This window comes from Rhodococcus sp. IC4_135, assembly GCF_011602025.1.
Taxonomy (GTDB): Bacteria; Actinomycetota; Actinomycetes; order Mycobacteriales; family Mycobacteriaceae; genus Rhodococcus_F; species Rhodococcus_F baikonurensis.
Window position 1 is genome coordinate 292,844 of record NZ_JAAOLG010000001.1, and the last position, 24,102, is coordinate 316,945.

22 protein-coding genes are annotated in these 24,102 nt (G+C 61.5%); 17 read left to right on the forward strand and 5 right to left on the reverse strand.

Annotated elements, in window-relative coordinates:
• Positions 1-23 precede the first annotated feature (23 nt).
• Positions 24-1,445 carry a short-chain fatty acyl-CoA regulator family protein gene (locus tag G8767_RS01470; RefSeq protein ID WP_095968516.1) on the reverse strand — a complete coding sequence of 474 codons (1,422 nt, stop codon included), beginning with the start codon at positions 1,443-1,445 and terminating at the stop codon, positions 24-26.
• 167 nt (positions 1,446-1,612) lie between these two features.
• Here G8767_RS01470 and prpD point away from each other — a divergent pair, with 167 nt between their 5' ends.
• The 7 genes from prpD to G8767_RS01505 all read left to right on the forward strand — a co-directional run bounded on the left by prpD (position 1,613) and on the right by G8767_RS01505 (position 11,005).
• On the forward strand, positions 1,613-3,115 hold the full coding sequence (gene prpD, locus G8767_RS01475) for a 2-methylcitrate dehydratase PrpD (protein ID WP_166809142.1): 1,503 nt from the start codon (positions 1,613-1,615) through the stop codon (positions 3,113-3,115).
• Positions 3,115-4,032 (forward strand): methylisocitrate lyase, encoded by a 918-nt coding sequence (gene prpB / locus G8767_RS01480; RefSeq protein ID WP_124567796.1) that lies wholly within the window; start codon positions 3,115-3,117, stop codon positions 4,030-4,032. Before prpD ends, prpB begins: the two co-directional genes overlap by 1 nt.
• A complete protein-coding gene (locus tag G8767_RS01485) occupies positions 4,029-5,150 on the forward strand; it encodes a bifunctional 2-methylcitrate synthase/citrate synthase (protein ID WP_047269777.1) in 1,122 nt (373 codons plus the stop codon). The genes prpB and G8767_RS01485 overlap by 4 nt, the downstream gene beginning before the upstream one ends.
• Positions 5,151-5,321: 171 nt before the next feature.
• On the forward strand, positions 5,322-8,705 hold the full coding sequence (locus G8767_RS01490; protein WP_166809143.1) for a pyruvate carboxylase: 3,384 nt from the start codon (positions 5,322-5,324) through the stop codon (positions 8,703-8,705).
• A 112-nt stretch (positions 8,706-8,817) separates the two neighbouring features.
• Complete coding sequence (locus G8767_RS01495) at positions 8,818-9,600, forward strand: enoyl-CoA hydratase (RefSeq protein ID WP_166809144.1); 783 nt, start codon at positions 8,818-8,820, stop codon at positions 9,598-9,600.
• 60 nt (positions 9,601-9,660) lie between these two features.
• Positions 9,661-10,521 (forward strand): SDR family NAD(P)-dependent oxidoreductase, encoded by an 861-nt coding sequence (locus tag G8767_RS01500; protein WP_166809145.1) that lies wholly within the window; start codon positions 9,661-9,663, stop codon positions 10,519-10,521.
• Between the two features lie 10 nt (positions 10,522-10,531).
• Entirely contained in the window at positions 10,532-11,005 is a 474-nt protein-coding gene (locus G8767_RS01505; RefSeq protein WP_166809146.1) for a MerR family transcriptional regulator, read from the forward strand.
• 6 nt (positions 11,006-11,011) lie between these two features.
• On the opposite strand, the gene G8767_RS01510 is transcribed toward G8767_RS01505, so the two are convergent.
• A complete protein-coding gene (locus G8767_RS01510) occupies positions 11,012-11,524 on the reverse strand; it encodes a MarR family transcriptional regulator (RefSeq protein ID WP_024487435.1) in 513 nt (170 codons plus the stop codon).
• 95 nt (positions 11,525-11,619) lie between these two features.
• On the opposite strand from G8767_RS01510, the gene G8767_RS01515 reads away from it, so the two are divergent.
• Complete coding sequence (locus tag G8767_RS01515) at positions 11,620-12,588, forward strand: NAD(P)/FAD-dependent oxidoreductase (protein WP_166809147.1); 969 nt, start codon at positions 11,620-11,622, stop codon at positions 12,586-12,588.
• Here G8767_RS01515 and G8767_RS01520 read toward each other — a convergent pair.
• Positions 12,546-13,466, reverse strand: a complete 921-nt coding sequence (locus tag G8767_RS01520) for a TIGR01777 family oxidoreductase (protein ID WP_166809148.1) — start codon at positions 13,464-13,466, stop codon at positions 12,546-12,548. The genes G8767_RS01515 and G8767_RS01520 overlap by 43 nt on opposite strands.
• Positions 13,463-14,140 carry a TetR family transcriptional regulator gene (locus G8767_RS01525; protein WP_166809149.1) on the reverse strand — a complete coding sequence of 226 codons (678 nt, stop codon included), beginning with the start codon at positions 14,138-14,140 and terminating at the stop codon, positions 13,463-13,465. Before G8767_RS01525 ends, G8767_RS01520 begins: the two co-directional genes overlap by 4 nt.
• A gap of 145 nt (positions 14,141-14,285) precedes the next feature.
• On the opposite strand from G8767_RS01525, the gene G8767_RS01530 reads away from it, so the two are divergent.
• Both G8767_RS01530 and G8767_RS01535 read left to right on the forward strand, forming a co-directional pair.
• Positions 14,286-14,690, forward strand: coding sequence for an EVE domain-containing protein (locus G8767_RS01530; RefSeq protein ID WP_166809150.1), 405 nt, complete (start codon positions 14,286-14,288; stop codon positions 14,688-14,690).
• A gap of 12 nt (positions 14,691-14,702) precedes the next feature.
• Entirely contained in the window at positions 14,703-15,149 is a 447-nt protein-coding gene (locus tag G8767_RS01535; RefSeq protein ID WP_166809151.1) for a MarR family transcriptional regulator, read from the forward strand.
• A 19-nt stretch (positions 15,150-15,168) separates the two neighbouring features.
• On the opposite strand, the gene G8767_RS01540 is transcribed toward G8767_RS01535, so the two are convergent.
• Entirely contained in the window at positions 15,169-15,807 is a 639-nt protein-coding gene (locus G8767_RS01540) for a TetR/AcrR family transcriptional regulator C-terminal domain-containing protein (protein ID WP_124567789.1), read from the reverse strand.
• A gap of 94 nt (positions 15,808-15,901) precedes the next feature.
• On the opposite strand from G8767_RS01540, the gene G8767_RS01545 reads away from it, so the two are divergent.
• The 7 genes from G8767_RS01545 (at position 15,902) to G8767_RS01575 (ending at position 24,065) form a co-directional block, all read left to right on the forward strand.
• Entirely contained in the window at positions 15,902-16,363 is a 462-nt protein-coding gene (locus G8767_RS01545) for a MaoC family dehydratase (RefSeq protein ID WP_124567788.1), read from the forward strand.
• Between the two features lie 28 nt (positions 16,364-16,391).
• Positions 16,392-17,564, forward strand: a complete 1,173-nt coding sequence (locus G8767_RS01550) for an acyl-CoA dehydrogenase family protein (protein ID WP_124567787.1) — start codon at positions 16,392-16,394, stop codon at positions 17,562-17,564.
• Positions 17,565-17,573: 9 nt separating this feature from the next.
• Entirely contained in the window at positions 17,574-18,707 is a 1,134-nt protein-coding gene (locus G8767_RS01555; RefSeq protein ID WP_124567786.1) for an acyl-CoA dehydrogenase family protein, read from the forward strand.
• Between the two features lie 131 nt (positions 18,708-18,838).
• Positions 18,839-20,767, forward strand: coding sequence for a molecular chaperone HtpG (htpG, locus tag G8767_RS01560; protein WP_124567785.1), 1,929 nt, complete (start codon positions 18,839-18,841; stop codon positions 20,765-20,767).
• A gap of 171 nt (positions 20,768-20,938) precedes the next feature.
• Positions 20,939-21,478, forward strand: coding sequence for a DinB family protein (locus G8767_RS01565; protein WP_166809152.1), 540 nt, complete (start codon positions 20,939-20,941; stop codon positions 21,476-21,478).
• Between the two features lie 92 nt (positions 21,479-21,570).
• Positions 21,571-23,151 (forward strand): FAD-binding oxidoreductase, encoded by a 1,581-nt coding sequence (locus tag G8767_RS01570; protein WP_124567836.1) that lies wholly within the window; start codon positions 21,571-21,573, stop codon positions 23,149-23,151.
• Positions 23,148-24,065, forward strand: a complete 918-nt coding sequence (locus G8767_RS01575; protein WP_007731349.1) for a diacylglycerol kinase — start codon at positions 23,148-23,150, stop codon at positions 24,063-24,065. Before G8767_RS01570 ends, G8767_RS01575 begins: the two co-directional genes overlap by 4 nt.
• Positions 24,066-24,102 lie beyond the last annotated feature (37 nt).

Genomic DNA, 24,102 nt, shown 5'->3' on the forward strand with positions numbered 1-24,102 from the left:
ACCGCAGGTGGAGTCGGTGCGCCCTATTGTTGCGGATACGGCAGATGGCTGCTGCTGTTCTCACTGACGGAGATCGAGCGGCCGAGTTGGGGGAAGGCGCGTTGAGAGCACGCTGGTCTGTCACAGACTTTGCACCCCGCGCCGATCGGCACGATGGTCGCGGGGTCGTCCGTCTGGATTCCGTGGGAGTAGACCATGCGATCGGCGTAGCCGATGTCGCAACCGAGTCCGACGGCGAAGTTCCGCTCGGGCGCGAGGTATCCGAGTCCGCCGCTGTGGGTGGTGCGCGCCACCCACAGGTACGTCCGGCCGTCAGGCATCTTCGCGACCTGGGTGAGGATGCGTCCAGGGCTCGCGAATGCCTCGTGGATGACCCACAGTGGGCAACTGCCGCCGACTCTGGAGAAGTGAAAAGCGGTAGCAGACTGACGCTTCGAGATGTTTCCGGCGCGATCGGTTCGGACGAAGAAGAAGGGGATGCCGCGTTGGCCATGACGCTGGAGAGTGGACAGCCGGTGACAAACTGTTTCGAAGCCGACCTCGAATTTGAGGCTGAGCAGATCGATGTCGTACCGCAGAGCCTCGGCCGATTCCAGGAATTGGGTGTACGGGAGTAGCAGTGCGCCGGCGAAGTAGTGCGCGAGTCCGATTCGAGCCAGTGCCGCGGACTCGGCACTCAACGATTCGTCCTCGGCGACAAGGGAATCGATCACGTCGGCCTGCGTGAAGAAGGCCAACTGCATCGCGATCTGGAATGCGCGTTGGCCTGCCGACAGACGCCGCGCCAGGGTCAGGATCGATTTCTCCGGATCATAGAAGCGCTTGGGCCCGAGCTTGTCTGGTTCGTCCGTGCGGATCGTCACGGTGACGCCGTGCTGATCGCGAAGCAGTCGTGCCAGCTGCAGATCCACTGCTCCCACGGACAACCCGTTGTCCACGAACATCCGCTCGGCAGCGTCGTCGAGAACGGCGATGTGGTTCTTTCGGTCGTAGAAGAAGTCCCGAACTTCTTCGTAAGGCATGGGCACCAGCGACACGTCAGATGCTGCCTCGCCGGACAATTGCGTCGAGAACTGGTCCAATTGCTCTGTTGCGGCGTGAAGGCGGCGGTGCAACATCACGAGGGTGCGTCCGACCGCCGGCATTCGGGCCACCAATTCGTCCACCTCTGCCAGCGATACGTCCCCGGATTCCGAGGTTTCGGCCAAGGCGTGATGAACGTCCGCAACGAGTCGTGCGTCGGAATCGGAAGCGAAGAATTGCACGTCGAGATCGAACTCGGCGTTGAGCTTGAGAAGGACGGGGACCGTCAGCGGTCGTTGATCGTTCTCGAGCTGATTGACATAACTGGGGGAGAGTTCGAGCGCCTTCGCCAGTGCGGACTGTGACAGGTTTCGTTCTTCCCGCAGTCGTCGCAGCCGCGCTCCCGCGTACATCTTCTTCATCGAATCTCCTCGGTGCCGATCGGGTTCACCCTACCGAGAAGCCATTCGCAACATTCGCAACATTGCAGGATTGTTATTGCACAAATAGGCAATTGCGAGGGCCTATCCCGAGGTGAACGAGCTGCGTAGCGTGCAAATAGATACCGAAGCACGTGAGAAGAGGATCGATGAAGACGCATCTCGTACGCACCCACCGCTCTGCCGAAGAGTTCCCCAAGGAAGACCACCTCGCGTGGAAGATCGCGGAAGTTGCGACGGATTCCGTCGAGGTCACCGACGCCACGTCCGACATGATCGTCAACCGGATCATCGACAACGCGGCAGTTGCCGCAGCTTCCCTGGTGCGCCGCCCCGTAGTGAATGCGCGTGCACAGGCGCAGTCTCATCCGTACACGCCCGGTTCCACCGTGTTCGGTATCTCGGGTACCTTCTCGCCTGAATGGGCCGCATGGGCAAACGGCGTAGCGGTTCGTGAACTCGATTTCCACGACACGTTCCTCGCCGCCGAGTACTCGCACCCCGGTGACAATATCCCGCCGATCCTTGCCGTCGCTCAGCACACCGGCCGTGACGGTAAGGACCTGATTCGCGGTCTGGCGACTGGCTACGAGATCCAGATCGACCTGGTTCGGGCTATCTGCCTGCACGAGCACAAGATCGATCACGTCGCACACCTCGGCCCTTCGGCCGCGGCAGGTATCGGAACCTTGCTCGGCCTGGGCACCGAGACGGTCTACCAGGCAATCGGCCAGGCGCTGCACCTCACGACGGCTACACGGCAGTCCCGCAAGGGCGAGATCTCCAGCTGGAAGGCCTACGCGCCGGCGCTGGCCGGCAAGGTTGCCGTCGAGGCAGTCGACCGTGCGATGCGCGGTGAAGGTGCACCTTCACCGATTTGGGAAGGCGAAGACGGCGTGATCGCCTGGCTGCTCGGTGGCCCGGACAAGGAGTACCACGTTCCGCTTCCGGGTTCTGGTGAGGCGAAGCGCGCCATCCTCGACTCGTACACGAAGGAACACTCCGCGGAGTACCAGAGCCAGGCGCCAATCGACCTCGCTCGCCGGATGCGTTCTCGCGTCGGTGATCTCGACCAGATCGCCTCGATCGTCTTGCATACCAGTCACCACACCCACGTCGTCATCGGCACCGGTTCCGGCGATCCGCAGAAGTTCGACCCCACCGCATCACGCGAAACTCTCGATCACTCGGTGATGTACATCTTTGCCGTTGCGCTGCAGGACGGTACGTGGCACCACGAGCATTCCTACGCGCCCGAGCGTGCACAGCGCCCCGACACGATCGAGCTGTGGAACAAGATCTCCACACGCGAAGATCCCGAATGGACACGCCGTTACCACTCGACGGATCCCGACGAGAAGGCTTTCGGTGCCCGCGCCGAGATCACCTTGAAGAGCGGCGAGGTCATCGTCGACGAGCTTGCGGTGGCCGATGCGCACCCGCTCGGCGCACGTCCGTTCGCTCGCGATCAGTACGTCGCGAAGTTCCGCACCCTCGCCGAGGGCGTCATCGAGCCGAGCGAACAGGATCGCTTCCTCGACGCGGCACAACGCACCCCCGAATTGAAGGCAGGCGAACTCGATCAGCTGACCTTCACCGTTTCCGAAGACGTTCTCGCTCGGGCCCCCAAGGTCGCCAAGGGACTCTTCTGATGACGGGCCTCATTGCCGCATCGACGTCTGCAGCCGACAAGCGGATTGCCTTCCGCGCCGGGCTGACGTCCGGAAAGATTCAACGACTCCCCGGTGCGATCAATCCGTTGACAGCCAAGCTCATTCAGGAAATCGGGTTCGAAGGTGTCTACGTTTCGGGTGGTGCGTATTCCGCCGGATTGGCGCTTCCCGACATCGGGCTGACCACGTTGACCGAGGTCGCCGCCCACAGCAAGCAGATCGCGCGGGTCACCGACCTCCCGACGCTCATCGACGCCGACACCGGTTTCGGTGAACCCATGAGCGCTGCCCGCACGGTCACGATCTTCGAGGACGACGGTATAGCCGGTCTGCACCTCGAGGATCAGATCAACCCCAAGCGCTGTGGGCACCTCGACGGCAAAGCGATCGTGCCTACCGAAGACATGGTTCGCCGAGTTCGTGCTGCAGTCTCGGCACGTCGCGACCCGAACTTCGTCATCTGCGCGCGCACCGATGCTGCCGGAATCGACGGTATCGACGCAGCGATCGAGCGAGCAAAGGCCTACGCGGATGCCGGTGCCGATCTGATCTTCACCGAAGCTCTTGCCACCGAAGCAGACTTCGAGAAGTTCCGCGCAGCAGTCGACACTCCGTTGCTCGCCAACATGACCGAGTTCGGGAAGTCGAATCTCATTTCGGCGAAGACGTTGGAAGAGATCGGTTTCAACGCCGTCATCTACCCCGTGACCACTCTTCGGTTGGCGATGTTCGCCATCGAAAAGGGCCTGCGCGAGATTTTTGCGGAGGGCACGCAAGAAGGGCTGCTCGGTGAGATGCAGCACCGCAGCAGGTTGTACGAGATTCTCGAGTACGAGCGTTACAACGAATTCGACAGTGGCATTTTCAATTTCAGCTTGGAGGGGAGTAGGACATGACCGAACAGATTCCGACGATCTACAAGGGCTTGGCCGGAGTTGTCGTCGACACGACGGCTATCTCCAAGGTAGTGCCCGAGACGAATTCGTTGACGTATCGCGGTTACGCAGTGCAGGACCTCGCCGCGAATTGCAGCTTCGAAGAAGTTGCGCACCTGCTGTGGTACGGCGAACTGCCGACACCCGAGCAGCTCGAATTGCTCTGTCTGCGTGAGCGTGCGGCTCGCCGTGCCGATCGCTCACTGCTCTCGCTCCTGACCAAGATGCCCGACAACTGCCACCCGATGGACGTGGTCCGGACGGCGATCAGCTACCTCGGCGCCGAGGATCCGGCGGAGGACGACAACTCCGAGAAGGCCAATCTAGCCAAGGCACTGCGGATGACGGCCGTGCTGCCGACCATCGTCGCAGCCGATTTCCGCCGCCGGCGTGGTCAGGATCCCATCGCGCCGCAGTCGGACCTGGGTTTCGCCGAAAACTTCTTGAACATGTGCTTCGGTGCTGTGCCGGAGTCGGCGATCGTGAAGGCCTTCGAGGTCTCGCTGATCCTGTATGCGGAGCACTCCTTCAACGCTTCGACGTTTGCCGCTCGTGTTGTGACGTCCACACTTTCGGACATCTACAGCGCAGTGACGGCTGCGATCGGCACGCTCAAGGGCCCGCTGCACGGCGGCGCAAACGAAGCCGTCATGCACGACATGCTCGAGATCGACGACCCAGACCGCGCGGAAGCCTGGATGTCGGAGAAGTTGGCCGCCAAGGAGAAGGTCATGGGCTTCGGACACCGTGTCTACAAGAACGGTGATTCGCGTGTTCCGACCATGAAGCAGGCGCTCCTCGACGTAGCGGCAGCGACGGACGGCGAGAAGTGGGTGCAGATGTACGAGATCCTCGAGAAGACGATGGTCAGTGCCACCGGAATCAAACCGAATCTCGATTTCCCCACCGGCCCTGCATATTTCCTCATGGGCTTCGATGTCGAGATGTTCACGCCGATCTTCGTGATGAGTCGAATCACCGGATGGACGGCGCACATCATCGAGCAGGGGCAGTCGAATGCACTGATCAGGCCGCTGAGTCAGTACTCCGGTGTGCCACAGCGGACCGTTGTGGCATAACGCTTTCAACTATCGTGGCCTGACGACTCTTCCAATACTGCGTCGGCGAGGTTCGGTTCTGGCATCACCGTCTCCTGGCCTCGTCGACGCTTCTCCACGCATGGCCCGCACTTTCGCGTGCGGGCCATGCTCATTCGCGCACTGACACTCTCGACAGCGAAGGTTTTCTCCATGTTCTCCAAAGTGCTTGTCGCCAACCGAGGCGAAATCGCCATTCGTGCGTTCCGCGCGGCCTACGAACTGGGTGCCGGAACCGTGGCCGTGTTTCCGTACGAGGATCGAAACTCGATCCACCGCACCAAGGCCGACGAGAGTTACCAGATCGGGGAGGTCGGTCACCCCGTCCGTGCATATCTTTCGGTGCCCGAGATCATCGCTGCGGCCCAGAAGGCCGGCGCCGACGCGATCTATCCCGGGTACGGATTCCTCTCGGAGAACCCTGAATTGGCGGGAGCATGCGCGGACGCCGGAATCACCTTCGTCGGCCCGTCGGCCGAAGTGCTGGAGCTGACGGGAAACAAGGCGCGCGCTATCGCGGCTGCGCGGGCAGCAGGACTCCCCGTTCTGGAGTCGTCCGAACCGTCCACTGACATCGAAGCACTGATAAGCGCGTCGGAGTCCATGGAGTTTCCGCTTTTCGTCAAGGCAGTCGCCGGAGGCGGCGGACGGGGGATGCGACGTGTTGCGGAGCGGGGCCAACTGAGAGAATCGATCGAAGCCGCTGCGCGAGAAGCTGAGTCAGCCTTCGGTGATGCGACGGTATTCCTGGAGCAGGCGGTGGTCGACCCACGCCATATCGAAGTGCAGATCCTCGCAGACGGTGAAGGAAACGTCATTCACCTCTTCGAACGAGACTGCAGTGTGCAACGACGCCATCAGAAGGTTGTGGAACTTGCGCCCGCTCCGAACCTTCCAGCCGGACTGCGGGAGAAGATCTGTGCCGACGCGGTGGCGTTTGCGAAGGCTATCAACTATTCGTGTGCCGGCACTGTCGAGTTTTTGCTCGATACCCGAGGCAATCACGTGTTCATCGAGATGAACCCGCGAATCCAGGTGGAGCACACCGTCACCGAGGAGGTGACCGACGTCGACCTGGTTCAGGCTCAACTACGGATTGCCTCTGGTGAATCGTTGTCCGACTTGGGTCTTCGCCAGGAATCGATTGTTCTGCGCGGAGCCGCACTGCAACTGCGCATCACCACCGAGGATCCGTCCAACGGATTCCGTCCGGATACCGGGCGCATCACGGCCTACCGAACCCCGGGCGGTGCGGGTGTTCGCCTGGATGGCGGGGCTACCCTCGGGGCAGAGGTCGGTGCCCATTTCGATTCCATGCTGGTGAAGCTGACCTGCCGTGGGCGCGACCTGCCCACCGCGATTTCGCGGGCAAGGCGCGCGGTCACCGAATTCCGAATCCGAGGGGTTTCCACCAACATTCCCTTTCTGCAGGCAGTGCTCGACGACGCCGACTTCCGGGCCGGGGAGGTGACGACGTCGTTCATAGAGGAGCGTCCGGGACTGCTCACGTCGAGGGCGTCTGCCGATCGTGGCACCAGAATCCTCACGTATCTTGCCGATGTGACGGTCAATCGCCCACATGGGGAGCGGAAGTCGGCTGTCTACCCGCACGACAAGCTGCCGAAGATCGACGTGACTGCTCCACCGAAGGATGGTTCCAAGCAGCGGCTGATGAACTTGGGACCGGGCGGATTTGCGGCGGCCCTGCGCGAGCAGAAGGCTGTGGCCGTCACTGATACGACCTTCCGAGATGCACATCAGTCGTTGCTCGCCACCAGGGTTCGTACCAGCGGTCTGCTGGCGGTGGCCGGTCACGTCTCCCGTATGACTCCGGAACTGTTGTCGCTCGAGGCGTGGGGCGGAGCGACTTACGACGTTGCTCTGCGTTTCCTGAAGGAAGATCCGTGGGAGAGGTTGGCGGCACTGCGAGAGGCCGTACCGAACATCTGCCTGCAGATGCTTCTGCGTGGACGCAACACTGTGGGGTACACGCCCTATCCGGAGCAGGTGACCACCGCGTTCGTCCGCGAAGCAACACGAACTGGGATCGACATATTCCGAATCTTCGACGCTCTCAACAACGTCGATCAGATGCGGCCGGCGATCGATGCAGTACGTGACACCGGTACGACGGTTGCGGAGGTGGCACTGAGTTACACAGGCGATCTGTCTGATCCGGCGGAGACGCTGTACACACTGGACTACTACCTGCGGTTGGCGGAGCAGATCGTCGATGCCGGGGCACACGTCCTGGCGATCAAGGACATGGCCGGACTGCTTCGTGCTCCTGCCGCCGCGACACTTGTCTCTGCATTGCGTCGCAATTTCGATCTCCCTGTCCACGTGCACACCCACGACACTCCCGGCGGTCAGTTGGCTACGTACCTGGCAGCGTGGCAGGCCGGAGCCGATGCAGTGGACGGTGCGGCTGCCCCGATGGCGGGGACCACCAGCCAGCCTGCACTCTCGGCGATCGTTGCGGCGGCTGCACATTCGGAGTTCGATACAGGGCTCGACCTTCGGTCGGTGTGCGATCTCGAACCGTACTGGGAGGCGCTGCGGAAGGTCTACGCACCGTTCGAGTCGGGCGTGCCCGCACCCACTGGCCGCGTCTACACCCATGAGATTCCGGGTGGTCAGCTCTCGAATCTCCGGACACAGGCGGCCGCCTTGGGTCTCGGCGACCGCTTCGAGGACGTCGAAGTGAACTATGCAGCGGCGGATCGGATGCTCGGACGGCTGGTGAAGGTGACGCCGTCGTCCAAGGTAGTCGGTGATCTTGCACTTCATCTGGTGGGCGCAGGCGTAAGTTCCGACGAATTCGCCTCGGATCCAGCCAAGTTCGATCTACCGGAATCGGTGATCAGCTTCTTGCGCGGTGATCTGGGTACACCGCCGGCCGGCTGGCCGGAGCCGTTCCGCACTAAGGCGTTGGAGGGGCGTGGACAGGCGAAACCTGAAGTGCCACTGTCGGAAGATGACACTAAAGCGTTGAGCGGTGATGGCTCGAAGGTGCGCTCCACGCTCAATCGGTTGCTGTTCCCCGGCCCGACCAAAGAGTTTCTCGATCATCAGGAACAGTACGGAGATACGTCGAGGTTGTCGGCGAACCAGTTCTTCTACGGTCTGCGCCGTGGCGACGAGCATCGAGTTCAGCTCGAGCAGGGCGTCGAGTTGATCATCGGACTCGAAGCGATCTCGGAACCGGATGCGCGCGGATTCCGAACGGTGATGTGCATCCTGAACGGTCAATTGCGGCCGGTGTCGGTGCGAGACAGAAGCATCGCGGATACTGTTCCGGCGGCCGAGAAGGCTGACCGCAGCATTCCTGGGCAGGTACCGGCACCGTTCGCCGGTGTGGTCACGCTCACTGTCGTGCAGGGGCAGAGCGTCGAGGCCGGAGACACTGTCGCGACGATCGAAGCGATGAAGATGGAGGCGGCGATCACCGCCCCATGCGCGGGTATGGTTGCCCGACTGGCGATCAGCGAAGTCCAGCAAGTCGAGGGCAGTGATCTGCTTCTCGTGATCGAGTAGTGGCAGATCGGGTGCAGGGTTCGCACTATCTGCAACTTTGCATCGATTGTTCGCAAAGATACTCGAGTGCAATGTGTTTCATTTGTTCCTTCCCGGCAATAGCGTCATAGTCATGACTGAAACGCACGAAGACATCTCGATCATCCGTCATGGCGAGACGCTTGACGTCGTGTTCAACCGGCCGGAAAAACACAACGCACTGACTCCTCAGATGTACGACGCCATTGCCGGAGCCTGCCGGAGCGCCGACTCCGACCGGGAGATCCGGTTACTCACTCTCCGCGGGGCGGGGGGAGAGGCGTTCTCGGCGGGTTCCGACATACGCCACTTTCAGACCTTCTCGAGCTTTCACGACGGGCTCGATTACGAAAGTCGGTTCGTCGGCGTGCTGACCGAACTCGAGAAAGTTCGGGTTCCGACGATTGCGGTGATCGACGGTGTGTGTGCGGGGGCAGGGCTGTTGCTGTCGGCGGCGTGCGATGTGCGGATAGCGACGCACGGGTCCCGCTTCTGCCTTCCGATCGCGCGCACGCTCGGAAACTCGTTGTCGACCCATTCCGTGGCGTTGCTGGCGGACAGGATCGGCAGTTCGCGTTTGATGTCGTTGGTGGCTCGGGCGCGGGTCATGTCGAGCGACGAGGCTCTGCGGAACGGCTTCCTCAGCGACTGTGCAACAGAGACCGAGTTCGCGAGCCTGACTGCCCAGGTATCGCGGGAACTGCTTGCGGCTGCCCCGATGACCGTGTGGACGATTCGAGAGTCCCTGCGCCGCATCAGGACCCGATCGATCACCGACAACGATGATCTGATGCGCATGATCTACAGCAGTGACGACTTCAAAGCCGGCGTCGATGGTTTCCTTCGCGGTGAGCGACCGGTCTGGGCGGGGGTGTAATTCTGTGGTCGGAGCAGAGGCTTGCGTTCGAGCGCGCTCTAACCCTTAGCGTTCCCGACCATGACAACAAAGACCTGGATCATCACTGGAGTTTCTCGAGGCTTCGGCCGCGAACTAGCACTGTCCGCACTTCGATCAGGGGACGCGGTGGTCGCGGCAGTTCGTCGCCCTGAAGCCGTTGCAGATATTGCGTCGGAGCATCCGGATGGGTTCTCGACTGTGACGTTCGACGTCCGGGATACCGAAGCAGCTCCGGGGGTAGTCGAACACGCGCTCGAGCGTTTCGGTCGCGTCGACGTGCTGGTCAACAATGCCGGTCGTGGGATGGTCGGCGCGGCGGAGTTGGTCGACGATTCGACCTTGCGGGATCTCATGGAACTGCACCTGATCGGACCCGCCGCGTTGGTTCGCGCCGCCCTCCCTTCGATGCGAGTGCAGGGAAGTGGGACGATCGTGCAGATGAGCAGCCAAGGCGGCCGGATGTCGTTTCCCGGGGTCGGGGCGTATTCGGCGTCGAAGTTCGCGCTCGAGGGTTGGTCGGAGGCTCTCGCCGGTGAGGTCGGGCAGTTCGGCATCCGAGTGATGATCGTCGAGCCCAGCAGATTCCGCACGGCATTCAACACCCCCGGCGTTCTGAGTTTCGCCGAATCATCATCGGACTACCGTGAAGTGCTCGATCCGGTTCTGCGTGACATGGCGGCAGCAGACGGTGTTCAGGAGGGCGATCCGGAGAAAGCAGCGGCAATCATCAATGCGCTGGTGCACAGTGAGAACGTGCCACTTCGTCTGCCACTCGGAAAGGAAGCCGTGGAGCGGATATCCGCGTCGTATCGGAAGAATCTCGCCGAGGTATCTGTCTGGGCCGACCTCGCTCGCAGCGCCGATTTCGCGGATGCTGCCGGACCTGTCCGCCCGTTCTAGGCTGGGAGTCATGGCTACCGAAGACTTGATGCGTAAGGCGCTCGAGGCCCATGGGGAAGTGGACGGGCCCATGTCGATCGAGGTCATTCACCGGCTCGTCGATGCTGGGGACGTCGAAGATCCGATGTCGATCGCCGAAGTGTCGGACCTACTGGATGTTTCGGCACATACCCTGCGCTATTACGAGAAGATCGGCCTGGTCACGGTCGATCGTGACTCGAGCGGACATCGTGTGTACGGCCCGGAAACTGTTCGCAGGCTGGTGTTTCTGACCCGCATGCGTATCTCAGGCATGGCGATTCGTGACCTGCAGCACTACGTCGAACTGGTCGACGCCGGTGAAGGGACAGTTCCGGAGAGGCTCGACATGCTGCTCGAGCACCGGGACACCGTTCGTCGGCAGATCAAGGAGCTCACGTTGTCTTTGGCTGCGACGGAGTACAAGATTGCGACGTACGGCGGGCGGACCGGGGAGCAGGAGTAGCGCGGGCTACTTCTTGTCCTGCGTTCGATCCAACCCGCCTTCCATGGATAGCGCCAACTGCTCGAGTGCCGCGAGAATTTTTCCGCGGTCCCGTCCGAGTTTGGTGAATAATTCACCGTGAGCGGCGAGTTCGCGAGGAAAGACGTCATCGACGACAGCGTTTCCCTGGATCGTCATCGTGATCAGTGCAGATCGCCTGTCTTCGGGATTGCTCGTGCGGGAGACAAGGCCTCGCTTCTCCAATCGTGCGAGTGCCTTGCTGACTCCGGCCCGAGACATACCGAGGCGTTCGGCGAGACGAATCGCGGTGACCGGTTCCTCGGCGTATCGAAGCGGCACAAGCAGTTCGACTTCCGAAACGGTGAGGTCCGCGGATCGGTACACCGGTTCGACGGCGAGTTCGAGAAGCGCCGTGATCCGCTTGAGTTGCGCGACAACTTCCATGGGCGACGTGTCGAGGTCAGGATTGTTTTCGGCCCAAAGGTTGCACGTACGGGAGCGGAGTGTTGGTTCGTTCACGATTCCTCAGTTTTGTTAACTGGTAAACAAATTTGCTAGATTGCCAGAATAGCTCACCGTCTGGGGTGGGACGAACTGCGGGACTGGGGGAGTGCATGAGGTTCGATGTGGTGATTGTCGGTGGCGGTGCGGCGGGGTTGAGTGCCGCGCTTGTTCTGGCTCGGGCTCGGCGGCGAGTGATGATCGTCGATGCTGGTAATCCGCGCAATGGTGTCTCCGAGCACCTGCACGGGTACCTGACGCGGGACGGTGAGAGTCCGACGCAATTACTTGCGGCCGGACGCAAGGAGGTTACCGAGTACGGCGGCGAAGTGACGACTGGCACCGCAATCGGAATCGAGCAAACGGAGGACGGTGGATTTCTTGTGCAAACCGACGTGTCTGCGTCGCTGGAGGCACGGACTGTTCTGGTGGCGACGGGGTTACGTGACGAGCTGCCGAACATCGCTGGGCTGCAGGATCGCTGGGGAGTCGACGTTTTGCATTGTCCCTACTGTCACGGGTACGAGGTTCGTGATACGCCGATCGGTGTACTCGGTGGTGACAACAGGCCCTTCACGATTCATCAGGCGTCGTTGGTGCGCCAATGGTCGGACGATGTTGTCTTCTTTCCGAATCGCATCGAGCTGACCGGCACCGAGCGGGATCGGCTGACTGTCAGGGGGATTCGCATCGTAGAAGGCGACGTGGCCGGGGTCTCGGTGGTAGACGGTCGATTGGACGGCGTCGAGCTGGCCTCCGGTCAGGTTGTTCCGCGGAGTGTGGTGTTTGTCGGTCCACGGTTTGTTCCACGCGACGCTTTGCTGACTGACCTGGGATGTGACGCTGACGAAAATGGTTGGGTGGTAACTGATCCTGCGGGAGGTACCAGCACGCCTGGTGTGTGGGCCGCCGGGAACGTGTCGGACTCGCCTGCACAGTTGATCACCGCCGCCGCCGCTGGGTCGAAGGCTGCGATTGCACTCAATCACTATCTGCTCGAGCAGGATATCGTGCGAGCGGTCGCGACCGCGACCGAACTTCAGCCAAGTGTCACCGGAAGCAGCCCTCGCGGGGTCTCCTGAGCGATCTGTTCCAGCGCAGACTCCAACGTCGGAAATTGATACTGGAAGCCGCTGTCCGCGAGCACCCCTGGTGAAACCCAGCGGCTCTTGAGTACCAACTCGGCCTCGGTGCGGATGATCCGAGCGCCGAATTCCAGCATCCAACCGGGCGTGGGCACACCGTACCGTCGACCCAACGCTGCGCGCACCTGTCGCATCATCTCGTCATTGGTCACAGGGCACGGGGATGCGATATTGACGGGGCCTGAGATCTCCGGATGCTCGTAGATGTGGATGATCGAGCGAACGACATCGGAAATGTATATCCAGCTGAACATTTGTCGTCCGTCGCCCATTCGTCCGCCGAAGCCTGTTCGGGCCAGGTTGACGAAAGGGTTGATTGCTCCGCCGCCGGCTCCGAGAACGATCGACATTCGTAGCGCTACTTTTCGAACCGGGGTTGGGGCGGAGAACAATTCGTGCTCCCACGCTCGCGCGACAGCGACGGAGAATCCCTTACCCAGTTCGCCGTTCTTCTCGTCCATCGGTCGATCCCGCGCGTCTCGGTAGATCGTGCCGGTACTGGCATTCGCCCAGAGCGATGGTGGCTGCGGCGTACGGGCCAGTGCGCGACCCAACAGTGCGGTCGTTTCCACGCGGGAGGAGAAGATTTCGTCGGCATTGCGCTTGTTGTATCGGCAGCTCACAGAGCGTCCGGCGAGGTTGATCAGCAGATCCGCGCCGCTGAGTACGTCGGCAACACCTTGCTCGTCGGACCAGGTGGCATCGCTCGTTCCTCCCCGGCCGATCGTTCGTACGTCCACCCCGTTGGGTTCGAGCGCTCGAACGAAAGATTGCCCTATGTAGCCCGACGCACCGGATACAACGACAGTCTTCATGATTTTGTGTTCCCCTCTGGAGAAACGACTTTGGTCATCAGGGCGGCGACGTCACCGACCAGGCCGCGGGCCACCGGTAGCCGGGCGAGGGCGAGTGTTTTCGCGATGATCGGGACCAGTCCGTCGACCAGGGAACGAGTGCGCGTTTGCCTCGGAGACGAGTCGGTGACCCAATGCAGCGTCACGCCCAGGTAGCTGAGCCACAAGAGTGTGGGGAGCTGGGTCTCCAATGACGCCGGCGTCTTCTGCTTGGACGCCGCCAGTGCTTCGCGCATCAATTCGACGGCCATCGATCTCGCATCGCTCGACTCGGCCGAGAACGGGCTGGACGGCGATGCGGTTGGTAGGGCAACGTGCAGAAACGCGCCACCGAACCCGTGATATGGCCCCATGACATCGAGTCCGGTGTGCAGAACGATCGCGAGATTTTCCGCGAGTGAGCCACCTTGCCGCAGGAGTGGAAGCGCACGCTCTCGGTGATCACGTTGGATGACGAGATACAGCTCGTGAACCAGTTCGTCCTTGCTGGCGAAGTAGTAGTAGGCATTCCCGAGGGAGACACCTGCCTCAGTCGCGATCTTGCGCATGGTCGTCGCTGCGAAGCCCTCGTCGCGGAAGAGCCGCAAAGCTGTTTCCACCAGCTTTTCCCTGGTTTCGATCCCGCGACTGCTCATGGGCTCCCCTTCTTTGAACGTGTTCAAGTTCAGCGTACGCCTTGAAGTTGAACACGTCCAAGAGTCGATCTGTTGCGAGGAATATAATAAGCGCGCATACTAAATTCATGATTGAACTTGCGCTCGGTTCGACAGGTGGTCGGCGATGAACGCCTGGTTGGGGGTTGTCTCGGCCGAACATGTGCGTCGCGCAGTGGATCTTGGGATCGCGCAGATCGGGCACGGGAAGAGGTCCGGATTGGCGCGGATGAAGGCGGGCGATGTGCTTGTCTACTATTCGCCGGTCGAGTCCATTGGTGATCGAGATCCGTTGCGCGAGTTCACAGCCCTCGGCGTGATCGAAGAGGGTGAGATCTGGCAGGCGGACGAGGGGTGCTTCAAGCCGTTTCGGCGTCGAGTGCGATACGAGGAGTTCGCGCCCGTTCCTCTCGAGGCAGTTCGGAGTCGTTTGGCATTGACCTCGACGCCGAACTGGGGGTATCAGCTCCGCCGAGGCTTGATTCCGTTGGATGGCAACGACGTCGAGATTCTGCGCTCGACAACGAGATGACACACTGACGCTGTGGCGAAGAAACTGGAAACCGACTTCGAGAACGCGGGCGACAGTCCGGGTCTGATGTTGTGGCGTGTCACCAATGCTTGGCAGGCCTCGATTCGCGCGGCGCTGCGGCCCTTCGACCTGACTCACGTGCAGTTCGTACTGCTCGCCGCTCTGACCTGGCTGGACGCGGAAACGCCGATAACTCAACGCGATCTTGCCGAGTATGCGCGCACCGATCCGATGATGACGTCACAGGTGATACGGACCCTCGAATCCAAAGGGTTTGTCGAAAGACGTCCACACCCGACCGATGCCCGGGCACGCTCACTGGCGGTGACCCAGACGGGTGCGGCCCTGGCAGGCAAGGCGAATCGCTCGGTGGAAGCGTCGGACCGGGAATTCTTTGCCGCTCTCGGGGATCGTCAGGCGGCCTTCGTTGCGATGCTCGGCGTGCTCGATCGAAAGTAGCGACTCCCAATTTCAGGCATTACTTCGAAGTTCGTGGCAGAAGTGCATATTTGGCTTCCAGCCCGTCCAACAGCGATTCCAGCGCGAGTTCGAAACTGGCACCGTCGATTTCCGCAGCACGCTCGCGCAACAAGTGCGCTCGCGTGAGGTGCGGGTAACGCTCGGCGTAGATCGCCGGATCGTCCACGAATCCGCCGGAGAACGTCGCTGTCGCAGCGCCCATGACCACGTACTTGACGGAAGCGCCGATCAGCGTTGCCGTGCGCTGCGGCCATCCGGCCCGCACCAGGCCGCCGTGGATGGCGTTCGCGCGATCGAGGGCGATGGGCCTGACGCTCGGACCGTAGGCCAAGTAGGGAACGATGTTGGGATGCTTGCCCAGGGCCGCATGGTAGGACCGCGCCCACGTGCGCAGCGCACCGCGCCAATCGTCAGAGTCGAAGCCGCTCACATCGACGGACTCCATGATGACGTTCGCGACGTCGTCGAGTAATTCGTCCTTGTTGGCGTAATGGCTGTACAGCGACGGTGCCTGCACGCCGAGGACAGTGGCGAGTTTGCGCATCGAGAAGTCGGTCAAACCGTGCTCGTCCACCAGTTTCAGGGCGGTGTCCCTGATGATCGGCTTGCTCAGTAGTGGAACCCGCGGTCGCGCCATCGCACAGAAACCTTTCGTCTGAGTACTGGACAACCTTACACTGTGAGTTTATTATCCAATTAACCTAACAGTGTTCGGGAACGTGGAGGATCAGATGACACGGGTGTTCGAGAACAAGTCAGATCTCCTGGGGGCGGTCGGTGAAACGCTGGGCTCGAGCGAGTGGGTCGAGGTCACCCGCGAGATGGTCCATCAATTCGCCGACGCGACCGGTGATCATCAGTGGATCCACGTCGACGACGAAAGGGCAAGGCGTGAATCACCTTTCGGTGGTCCGATTGCCCACGGGTATCTGACCCTCTCGCTCCTGCCGCTTCTGTCGAAGTCCGTGTACCGCATCGACGGGGCGAAGATGGTCATCAACTACGGGTCCGACAAGGTTCGATTCCCGAGTCCGGTGCCGGTCGGAGCCATGGTTCGAAACACTGCAGTGCTCTCCGCGATCGAAGAGTTGCCGAACGGTTCGCTGCAGAGTCAGATCACCAACACCGTCGAGATCGAAGGCGTGGACAAGCCCGCCGTTGTTGCGCAGACCGTCGCACGAATCTTGTTCTGAATTCCTGACATAAGAAAGCAGACTCCACATGAATCTCGAATTGACCGGTGAGGAAGTTGCGTTCCGCGAGGAGATGCGAAGGTTCTTCACCACAGAATTTTCGCCCGAACTTCGTGCACGTGCAGCAGGATTCGGAAAGCTGACGCGTGAAGATATCGTTTCGGGCCAACAGATTCTGAACGCTCACGGACTGGCGGTTCCGCACTGGCCGGTCGAATGGGGCGGCAAGGACTGGACTCCGGTACAGCGCCACATCTATTCCGAGGAAATGCAGTTGGCGTCGGTACCCAACCCGTTGCCGTTCAACGTGAGCATGGTTGGGCCCGTTATCGCGGCCTTCGGCTCGCAGGAGCAGAAAGAGAAGTTTCTCCCGGCGACGGCCAACGCCGATATTTGGTGGTGCCAGGGTTTTTCGGAACCAGAAGCAGGCTCGGATCTCGCTTCACTCAAGACGGCCGCTGTCCGTGACGGCGCGGATTACATCGTCAACGGTCAGAAGACGTGGACTACTCTCGCGCAGCACGCCGAGTGGATCTTCTGTCTGGTGCGGACAGATGCCAGTGCCCAGAAGCGTCAGGCAGGAATTTCGTTCCTGCTCATCGATCTGGCGACTCCTGGCATCACGGTTCGTCCCATCAAACTGATCGACGGCAGCGTCGAGGTCAACGAGGTGTTCTTCGACAACGTCCGCGTACCTGCGGAAAATCTTGTCGGCGAGGAGAACAAGGGCTGGGACTACGCCAAGTTCCTGCTCGGCAACGAACGCACGGGGGTCACACGGGTCGGGTTCTCCAAAACCCTTGTCGCCACGGCAAAAGAGAAGGCGCGGGAGGTTCGCGTCGGAACGGGCACCCTCCTCGAGGATCCGTTGTTCGCGGCTCGATTGGCCGAGTTGGAAAACGAATTGCTTGCACTGGATCTGACTCAACTGCGAGTTGTGGCGAGTTCGGCAGACGGAAAGCCGAATCCGGCGTCCTCGCTGCTCAAACTCCGCGGCTCCGAATTGCAGCAGGCAGCAACGGAATTGCTGATGGACGTTGCCGGGCCGGACTCACTGCCGGTAGATATCGCCGACATCGACTCGCCGGAGTGGGCGCAGCAGGCGGCGCCGCGCTACTTGAACTACCGGAAGGTTTCCATCTACAGCGGATCAAGTGAGGTGCAGCGCTCCATCATTGCCTCCTCGATCCTCGGATTGTGAGCGTGTGACATGAATTTCGAACTCGACGACGAACAGACGATGCTTCGCGACACAACACGCGAATTACTCAGCCGCAGCTACGACGCAGAGAAGCGCAACGCCACCTCGGCCACCGACGAGGGATGGACTGCCTCGGTGTGGAAGCAGTTCGCAGAGCTCGGGCTGCTCGGCCTACCATTCGCGGAGGCCGATGGCGGGATGGGCGCTGGGCCGGTCGAGACCATGGTGGTGATGACCGAACTGGGCCGCGCGCTTGCACCCGAGCCGTATTTGGGTGGTGTTCTGATCCCCGGCGGTTTGATTGCTGCGATCGGTTCGGCAGATCAGCGGGCGCGACTCCTGCCGGTGCTCAGCGACGGAACCACTTTGTCGGCCTTTGCCCATACGGAACCTGGCACGCGCTGGCCGGTCGCCACTGTCACGACCGCGGCCTCGCAGGCGGGATCGGGGTGGACGATCACCGGCGTCAAGAACCCGGTCCTGCAGGGCGACAGCGCGCACGTCGTGATCGTCAGCGCCGCACTTCCAGGCGGCGGCACCGGGCTCTTCCTGGTGGATGCAGAAGGTGCGGGTGTCACCCGGACTGCGTACGCCACCCACGACGGCCGTCGCGGCGCGCAGTTCACGTTCACCGATGCCGCGGCCGAACAACTTGGTGAGGGCGGCGATGTCACGGCGGCGATCGTCGAAGCAGAGGTCCGGGCGCAGGCAGCTCTGTGTGCCGAGGCCATCGGAATCATGACCGAGGCGCTCCGACTGACGACGGATTATCTGAAGCAGCGCAAGCAGTTCGGTGTTCCGCTCGCGAAGTTCCAGACGCTGACGCATCGTGCGGCCGACATGTACGTCGCTCTCGAACTGGCGAGCAGCATGAGTCTGTACGCCACCATGGCCATCGCCGACGGTGTGATCGATCCGACCATCGCGTCGCGAGCGAAGCTGGCTGTCGGTCGCGCTGCGCATCAGATCGGTCAGGAAGCAATTCAGATGCACGGTGGTATCGGAATGACGGCCGAGTACCCGGTCGGGCACTACGTCTCGCGGCTGGTGGCCATCGAACACACTCTGGGCGCTTCGGACGATCACCTCAGGGTGCTGGCCGGCGGCGTCTCGAACTATTCGATGGTGAACGTCACCGAGTAGATCGGTGGGTGAAGATAACGGGAGGTCATGCGCAGGTCGCGTGGCCTCCCTTGTCTGTGCGGGGGCCGGCCCGCGGTATTCGAGGTCGAGTAAAATCCCTGTGATCAGTCCGAGAAGAGAAAGGGATCGAAGTGACCGCGCATACCGAGCAGCTCGAGTTCCAAGCAGAAACACGTCAGCTGCTGGATCTGATGGTTCATTCAATCTATACGAACAAGGACAGCTTCCTTCGTGAGTTGATCTCCAACGCTTCGGACGCGCTGGACAAACTCCGCCTCGAGTCGTACCAGGACAAAGACCTCGACGTCGACGTCTCCGATCTGCATATCGAGATCGACATCGACAAGGCGGCACGCACCCTGACCATCCGCGACAACGGCATCGGAATGTCGCGTGACGAGGTCGTCGACCTGATCGGCACGCTCGCCAAGTCCGGCACCGCCGAGGTGCGTCGTAAGCTCAAGGAAGCCAAGGATGCAGCGGCATCCGAAGAACTGATCGGTCAGTTCGGCATCGGCTTCTACTCCACGTTCATGGTGGCGGACAAGGTCACGTTGCTGACCCGTCGCGCCGGTGAAGATCACGCGACGCGCTGGGAGTCGACCGGCGAAGGCACGTACACGCTCGAGCATGTGAACGAGGCGCCGCAGGGCAGCTCCGTGACCCTGCACCTGATGCCCGAGGATTCCGAGAACGGCCTGCACGACTACACGTCGGAATGGAAGATCAAGGAACTGGTCAAGAAGTACTCCGACTTCATCGCGTGGCCCATCCGCATGGATGTCGCTCGTACGTCGACGCCGGCGGAGGGCGAAGAGCCCGAGGTCACCATCGAGACCGAGACGATCAACTCGATGAAGGCTCTGTGGACTCGCTCCAAGGACGAGGTGTCCGAGGACGAGTACAAGGAGTTCTACAAGCACGTCAGCCACGCCTGGGACGAGCCTCTCGAGGTCATCCCGATGAAGGCCGAAGGTACTTTCGAATACCAAGCGCTGCTGTTCATTCCGTCGACGGCGCCGTTCGATCTGTTCATGCGTGAGCGCAAGGCCGGCATCCACCTCTACGTCAAGCGCGTCTTCATCATGGACGACTGCGAAGAGTTGGTGCCCGATTACCTGCGCTTCGTCAAGGGTGTGGTCGACGCACAAGACCTCTCGCTCAACGTCTCTCGTGAAATTCTGCAGCAGGACCGGCAGATCGCTGCCATCCGTCGTCGTCTGACCAAGAAGGTCCTCTCGACCATCAAGGACATGAAGGCGAACGAGCCCGAGAAGTACTCGACCTTCTGGACGGAGTTCGGGCGCGCGCTCAAGGAAGGCCTGATGGCCGATGCCGACAACCGTAAGACCTTGCTCGACGTCTCGTCCTTCGCCTCGACCAACAGCGAAGAGGGCGTGACCACTCTCGCGGAGTACGTGGAGCGAATGAAGGACGGTCAGGAACAGATCTACTTCATGACCGGCGAATCTCGTCACCTCATCGAAAGCTCCCCGCACATGGAGGCTTTCAAGGCCAAGGGCCTCGAGGTTCTGGTTCTCACCGACCCCGTGGACGAGATGTGGGTCGACGCCGTCTCGGACTTCGACGGCAAGACCTTCCAGTCGATCGCCAAGGGCGAGGTCGACCTCGACACCGAGGACGAGAAGAAGGCGGCCGAGGCCGAGCGCGAAGAGAAGGAGAAGGAATTCGGCGAGTTGCTGACGTGGCTGACCGAAACCCTGTCCGACGACATCAAGGAAACGCGTCTGTCGACGCGACTGACCACGTCGGCCGCCTGCATCGTCGGCGACGCGTTCAGCATGTCTCCGACGCTCGAGAAGATGTACAAGGCTTCGGGTCAGCCTGTTCCGCACAGCAAGCGCATCCTCGAGCTCAACCCGGAGCACCCTCTTGTTTCGGGGCTGCGGGAGGCGCAGGCCGCCAACGACAATGCGGAGAACCTGACGGAGACGGCTCAGTTGCTCTACGGCATGGCGTTGCTTGCCGAGGGCGGCGAGCTCAGCGATCCGGCGCACTTCACGCGTCTGCTGGCCGATCGTTTGGCCCGCACGGTCTGATCTCGCGCAGTCCTATTTCGTCGTAGTTCGCTCGTACTCCCGGCACTCACCTTCATGGGTGGGTGCCGGGAGTTTTTTCTTGATCGTTTTCTATTGAGGACCGTTTCTGTCCGCAATGACTTCTAACGTAGTTCTCACAGGGCAAGGAACCCACGAGCGAAGGAAAACATCATGAACGCACCGACTGCCACCGTCACCGGCGAGCGCGCGGATCTCCTCCAGAGCCTGCGTCAGCATCGCGAATTCCTGCTCTTCACCGTCAAGAACCTCACCGACGACCAGGCTGCTTCGAGGCCGACCGTGAGCGAACTGTGCCTCGGCGGATTGGTCAAGCATGTAGGTCAGGCAGAAAAGGGTTGGGTCGACTTCATTCTGGAAGGGCCGGCCGGACTTGGTGGTGACTTCGACCCGACCCAGTGGTCGGAAGAGATGCAGCAGGAACGGGCGAACGAATTTGCCATGGTCGAGGGTGAGACCTTGGCAAGCATCGTGTCCGAATACGAGGGGATCGCGGCGAGGACCGACGAGTTGGTGGCCTCGCTGGACAGCCTCGACATCTCGCATCCACTGCCGTCGGCGCCGTGGTTCGAAGTGGGAGTTCGCTGGTCAGCGCGGCGCGCACTGCTGCACATCATCGCCGAGACGGCCCAGCATGCGGGCCACGCGGACATGCTTCGTGAAGCCATCGACGGATCCAAGACGATGGGTTGATCGACAGCTCGATCAACCGGGATGTTTACACATCACACAAATATGTAACACTAGTGTCTATGAGCACCGAAAAGTCTGCCTTGCAACCGCCGATGCAGTGGGACGCCTGGGGCGATCCGGCCAAGAAGCGTGAACTGTCGGACGCAGTCACATCACTGTTGACCGGATTTCTCGGTGTCTCCGCACCGACGCGATCGCGCCTCGCGATCGAAGACGTCCAGGTGGTTCCGTCCGCTATGGCTCAGTCGCACGTCGAAGCGCTGGCCGGGCTGGTCGGGGCGGAGTACGTCAGCACCAAGGATTCGGATCGAATCCTTCGGGCCGGTGGCAAGAGCACCCCGGATCTGCTCCGCCGTCGTAGCGCCGAGCCGCAGGACGCACCGGACGTAGTCGTCACTCCAGGGACAGACGCAGAGGTCGAACAGGTTCTCCGATACTGCTCTGCCAACCGGATCGCAGTGGTCCCGTTCGGTGGTGGCACCAGCGTCGTCGGCGGGCTCGATCCCATTCGTGACGGGTTCGACGCAGTTCTATCTCTCGATCTGCGCAGGTTCGATCAGCTCGTCGGGTTGGACGAGGAATCGGGTATCGCGACGTTCGGCGGCGGAACCACCGGTCCACGCGCCGAGGAGCTTCTGCGTGAGCACGGCTTCTCGGTGGGGCACTTCCCGCAGAGCTTCCTGTTCGCCACTCTGGGCGGGTTCGCCGCCACCCGTTCTTCGGGGCAGGCGTCGGCTGGATACGGGCGCTTCGAGGACATGGTTCAGGGCCTCACCGTTGTCACCCCGAGTGGCGTGATCGAGACCGGGCGTGCGCCGGCATCCGCTGCAGGCCCCGATCTGGGTGAGCTTTTTGTCGGCTCCGAGGGCACGTTCGGCGTCATCACGCACGTGCGTGTAAGGGTTCACCGCCTGCCCGAAACCACCGTGCGCGAGGGATGGAGCTTCCCCGACTTCGCTACCGGCGCAGCCGCATTGCGTGAGCTGGTTCAGGAAGGATCGGCTCCGACCGTCCTGCGGTTGTCCGACGAGGCCGAGAGTGGCGTGAATCTGGCGACCACCGACAAGATCGGTGAGAACGCCTTCACCGGTGGTTGCCTCGGGATCACCACCTACGAGGGCACGGCTTCGCACACCGCTGAACGGATGGCGGAGGCCCGCGCAATTCTCACCGCTCACGGTGGAACTTCGCTCGGTGAGGAGCCCGGAAACAGTTGGGAGCACGGGCGATTCGATGCACCGTATCTGCGTGACGCTCTCCTCGATGTCGGTGCGCTGTGTGAAACCCTCGAGACGGCAACCACCTGGGGCAACCTCGCGAACCTGCGCTCCTCGGTCACCGAGGCACTGACGAAGGCTCTCGTCGAGCAGGGTACTCAGCCGCTCGTCATGTGCCACATTTCGCACACCTACAAGACCGGCGCTTCGCTGTACTTCACAGTGGTCAGCGCGCAGACCGAAGACCCGATCGCTCAGTGGCACAAGGCGAAGACTGCCGCGGGCGATGCGATCATTTCGGCCGGCGGCACGATCACCCATCATCATGCAGTCGGCGCTGATCATCGCCCGTGGATGAAGGACGAGATCGGCGAATTGGGCGCGAATATCCTTCGCGCAGTGAAGAATGCAGTGGACCCTGCCGGCATCCTCAATCCTGGAAAGCTGATTCCGTGACCGAAACCCGCAGTCAGATCGAGAAGGTTACCGTCCTGATCAATCCGATGGCGGGGCATGGTCACGCGCCTGCGGCCGGACGCAAAGGTGTTGCGCGACTGCGTGCTCGGGGAGTTGCCGTCACCGAGATCATCGGAACCGACGCCGACGACGCCAAGAAGTTGGCGCGTCGTGCGATCGAGGAAGGTACCGACGCGCTGGTGGTGGTCGGCGGCGACGGCGCCATCAGCATCGGATTGCAGGCTGCCGCGTTGACCGATACTCCTATCGGGCTCATCCCGGCGGGCACCGGTAACGATCACGCCCGTGAGTTCGGCATTCCCACAGGCGATCCCGAGGCAGCCGCCGATGTGATCGCCGACGGCGTCGTGCAGCAGTCCGATCTGGCGAAGATCACGCTGGCCGACGGTTCCGTCGTCTGGTCGGGAACTATCATCGCCAGTGGATTCGACTCGCTGGTCAGCGAGCGGGCCAATCGGATGTCCTGGCCCAAGGGGCCGATGCGCTACAACCTGGCGATGCTTGCCGAGTTGGCGAAGATGAAGCCGTTGCCGTACCGGATCGAACTCGACGACGAGGTCATCACGGTGGACGCGACGCTGGTCGCAGTCGGTAACGGGCGTTCGTACGGTGGCGGCATGCTCATCACCCCGGGCGCGTCGAAGTCGGATGGGTTGCTGGATCTGACCGTCGTCGGGCATGGTTCGAGGTTGCGTCTGGTGCGCCTGTTTCCGCGGGTGTACAAGGGAACTCACGTCTCCTTGGATGCGGTGCAGACCTACCGATCGAAGAAGGTGCGGTTGGTTTCCGAAGGCATCATCGCTTACGCGGACGGTGATCGGGTGGGGCCGTTGCCCATCACGATCGAGGCAGTTCCCACGGCGCTCAACATCTTGACGCACACTCGGATCTGAGTCGGTTCTGCCGGGCACTAGGTAGCGGTGGTGTCAG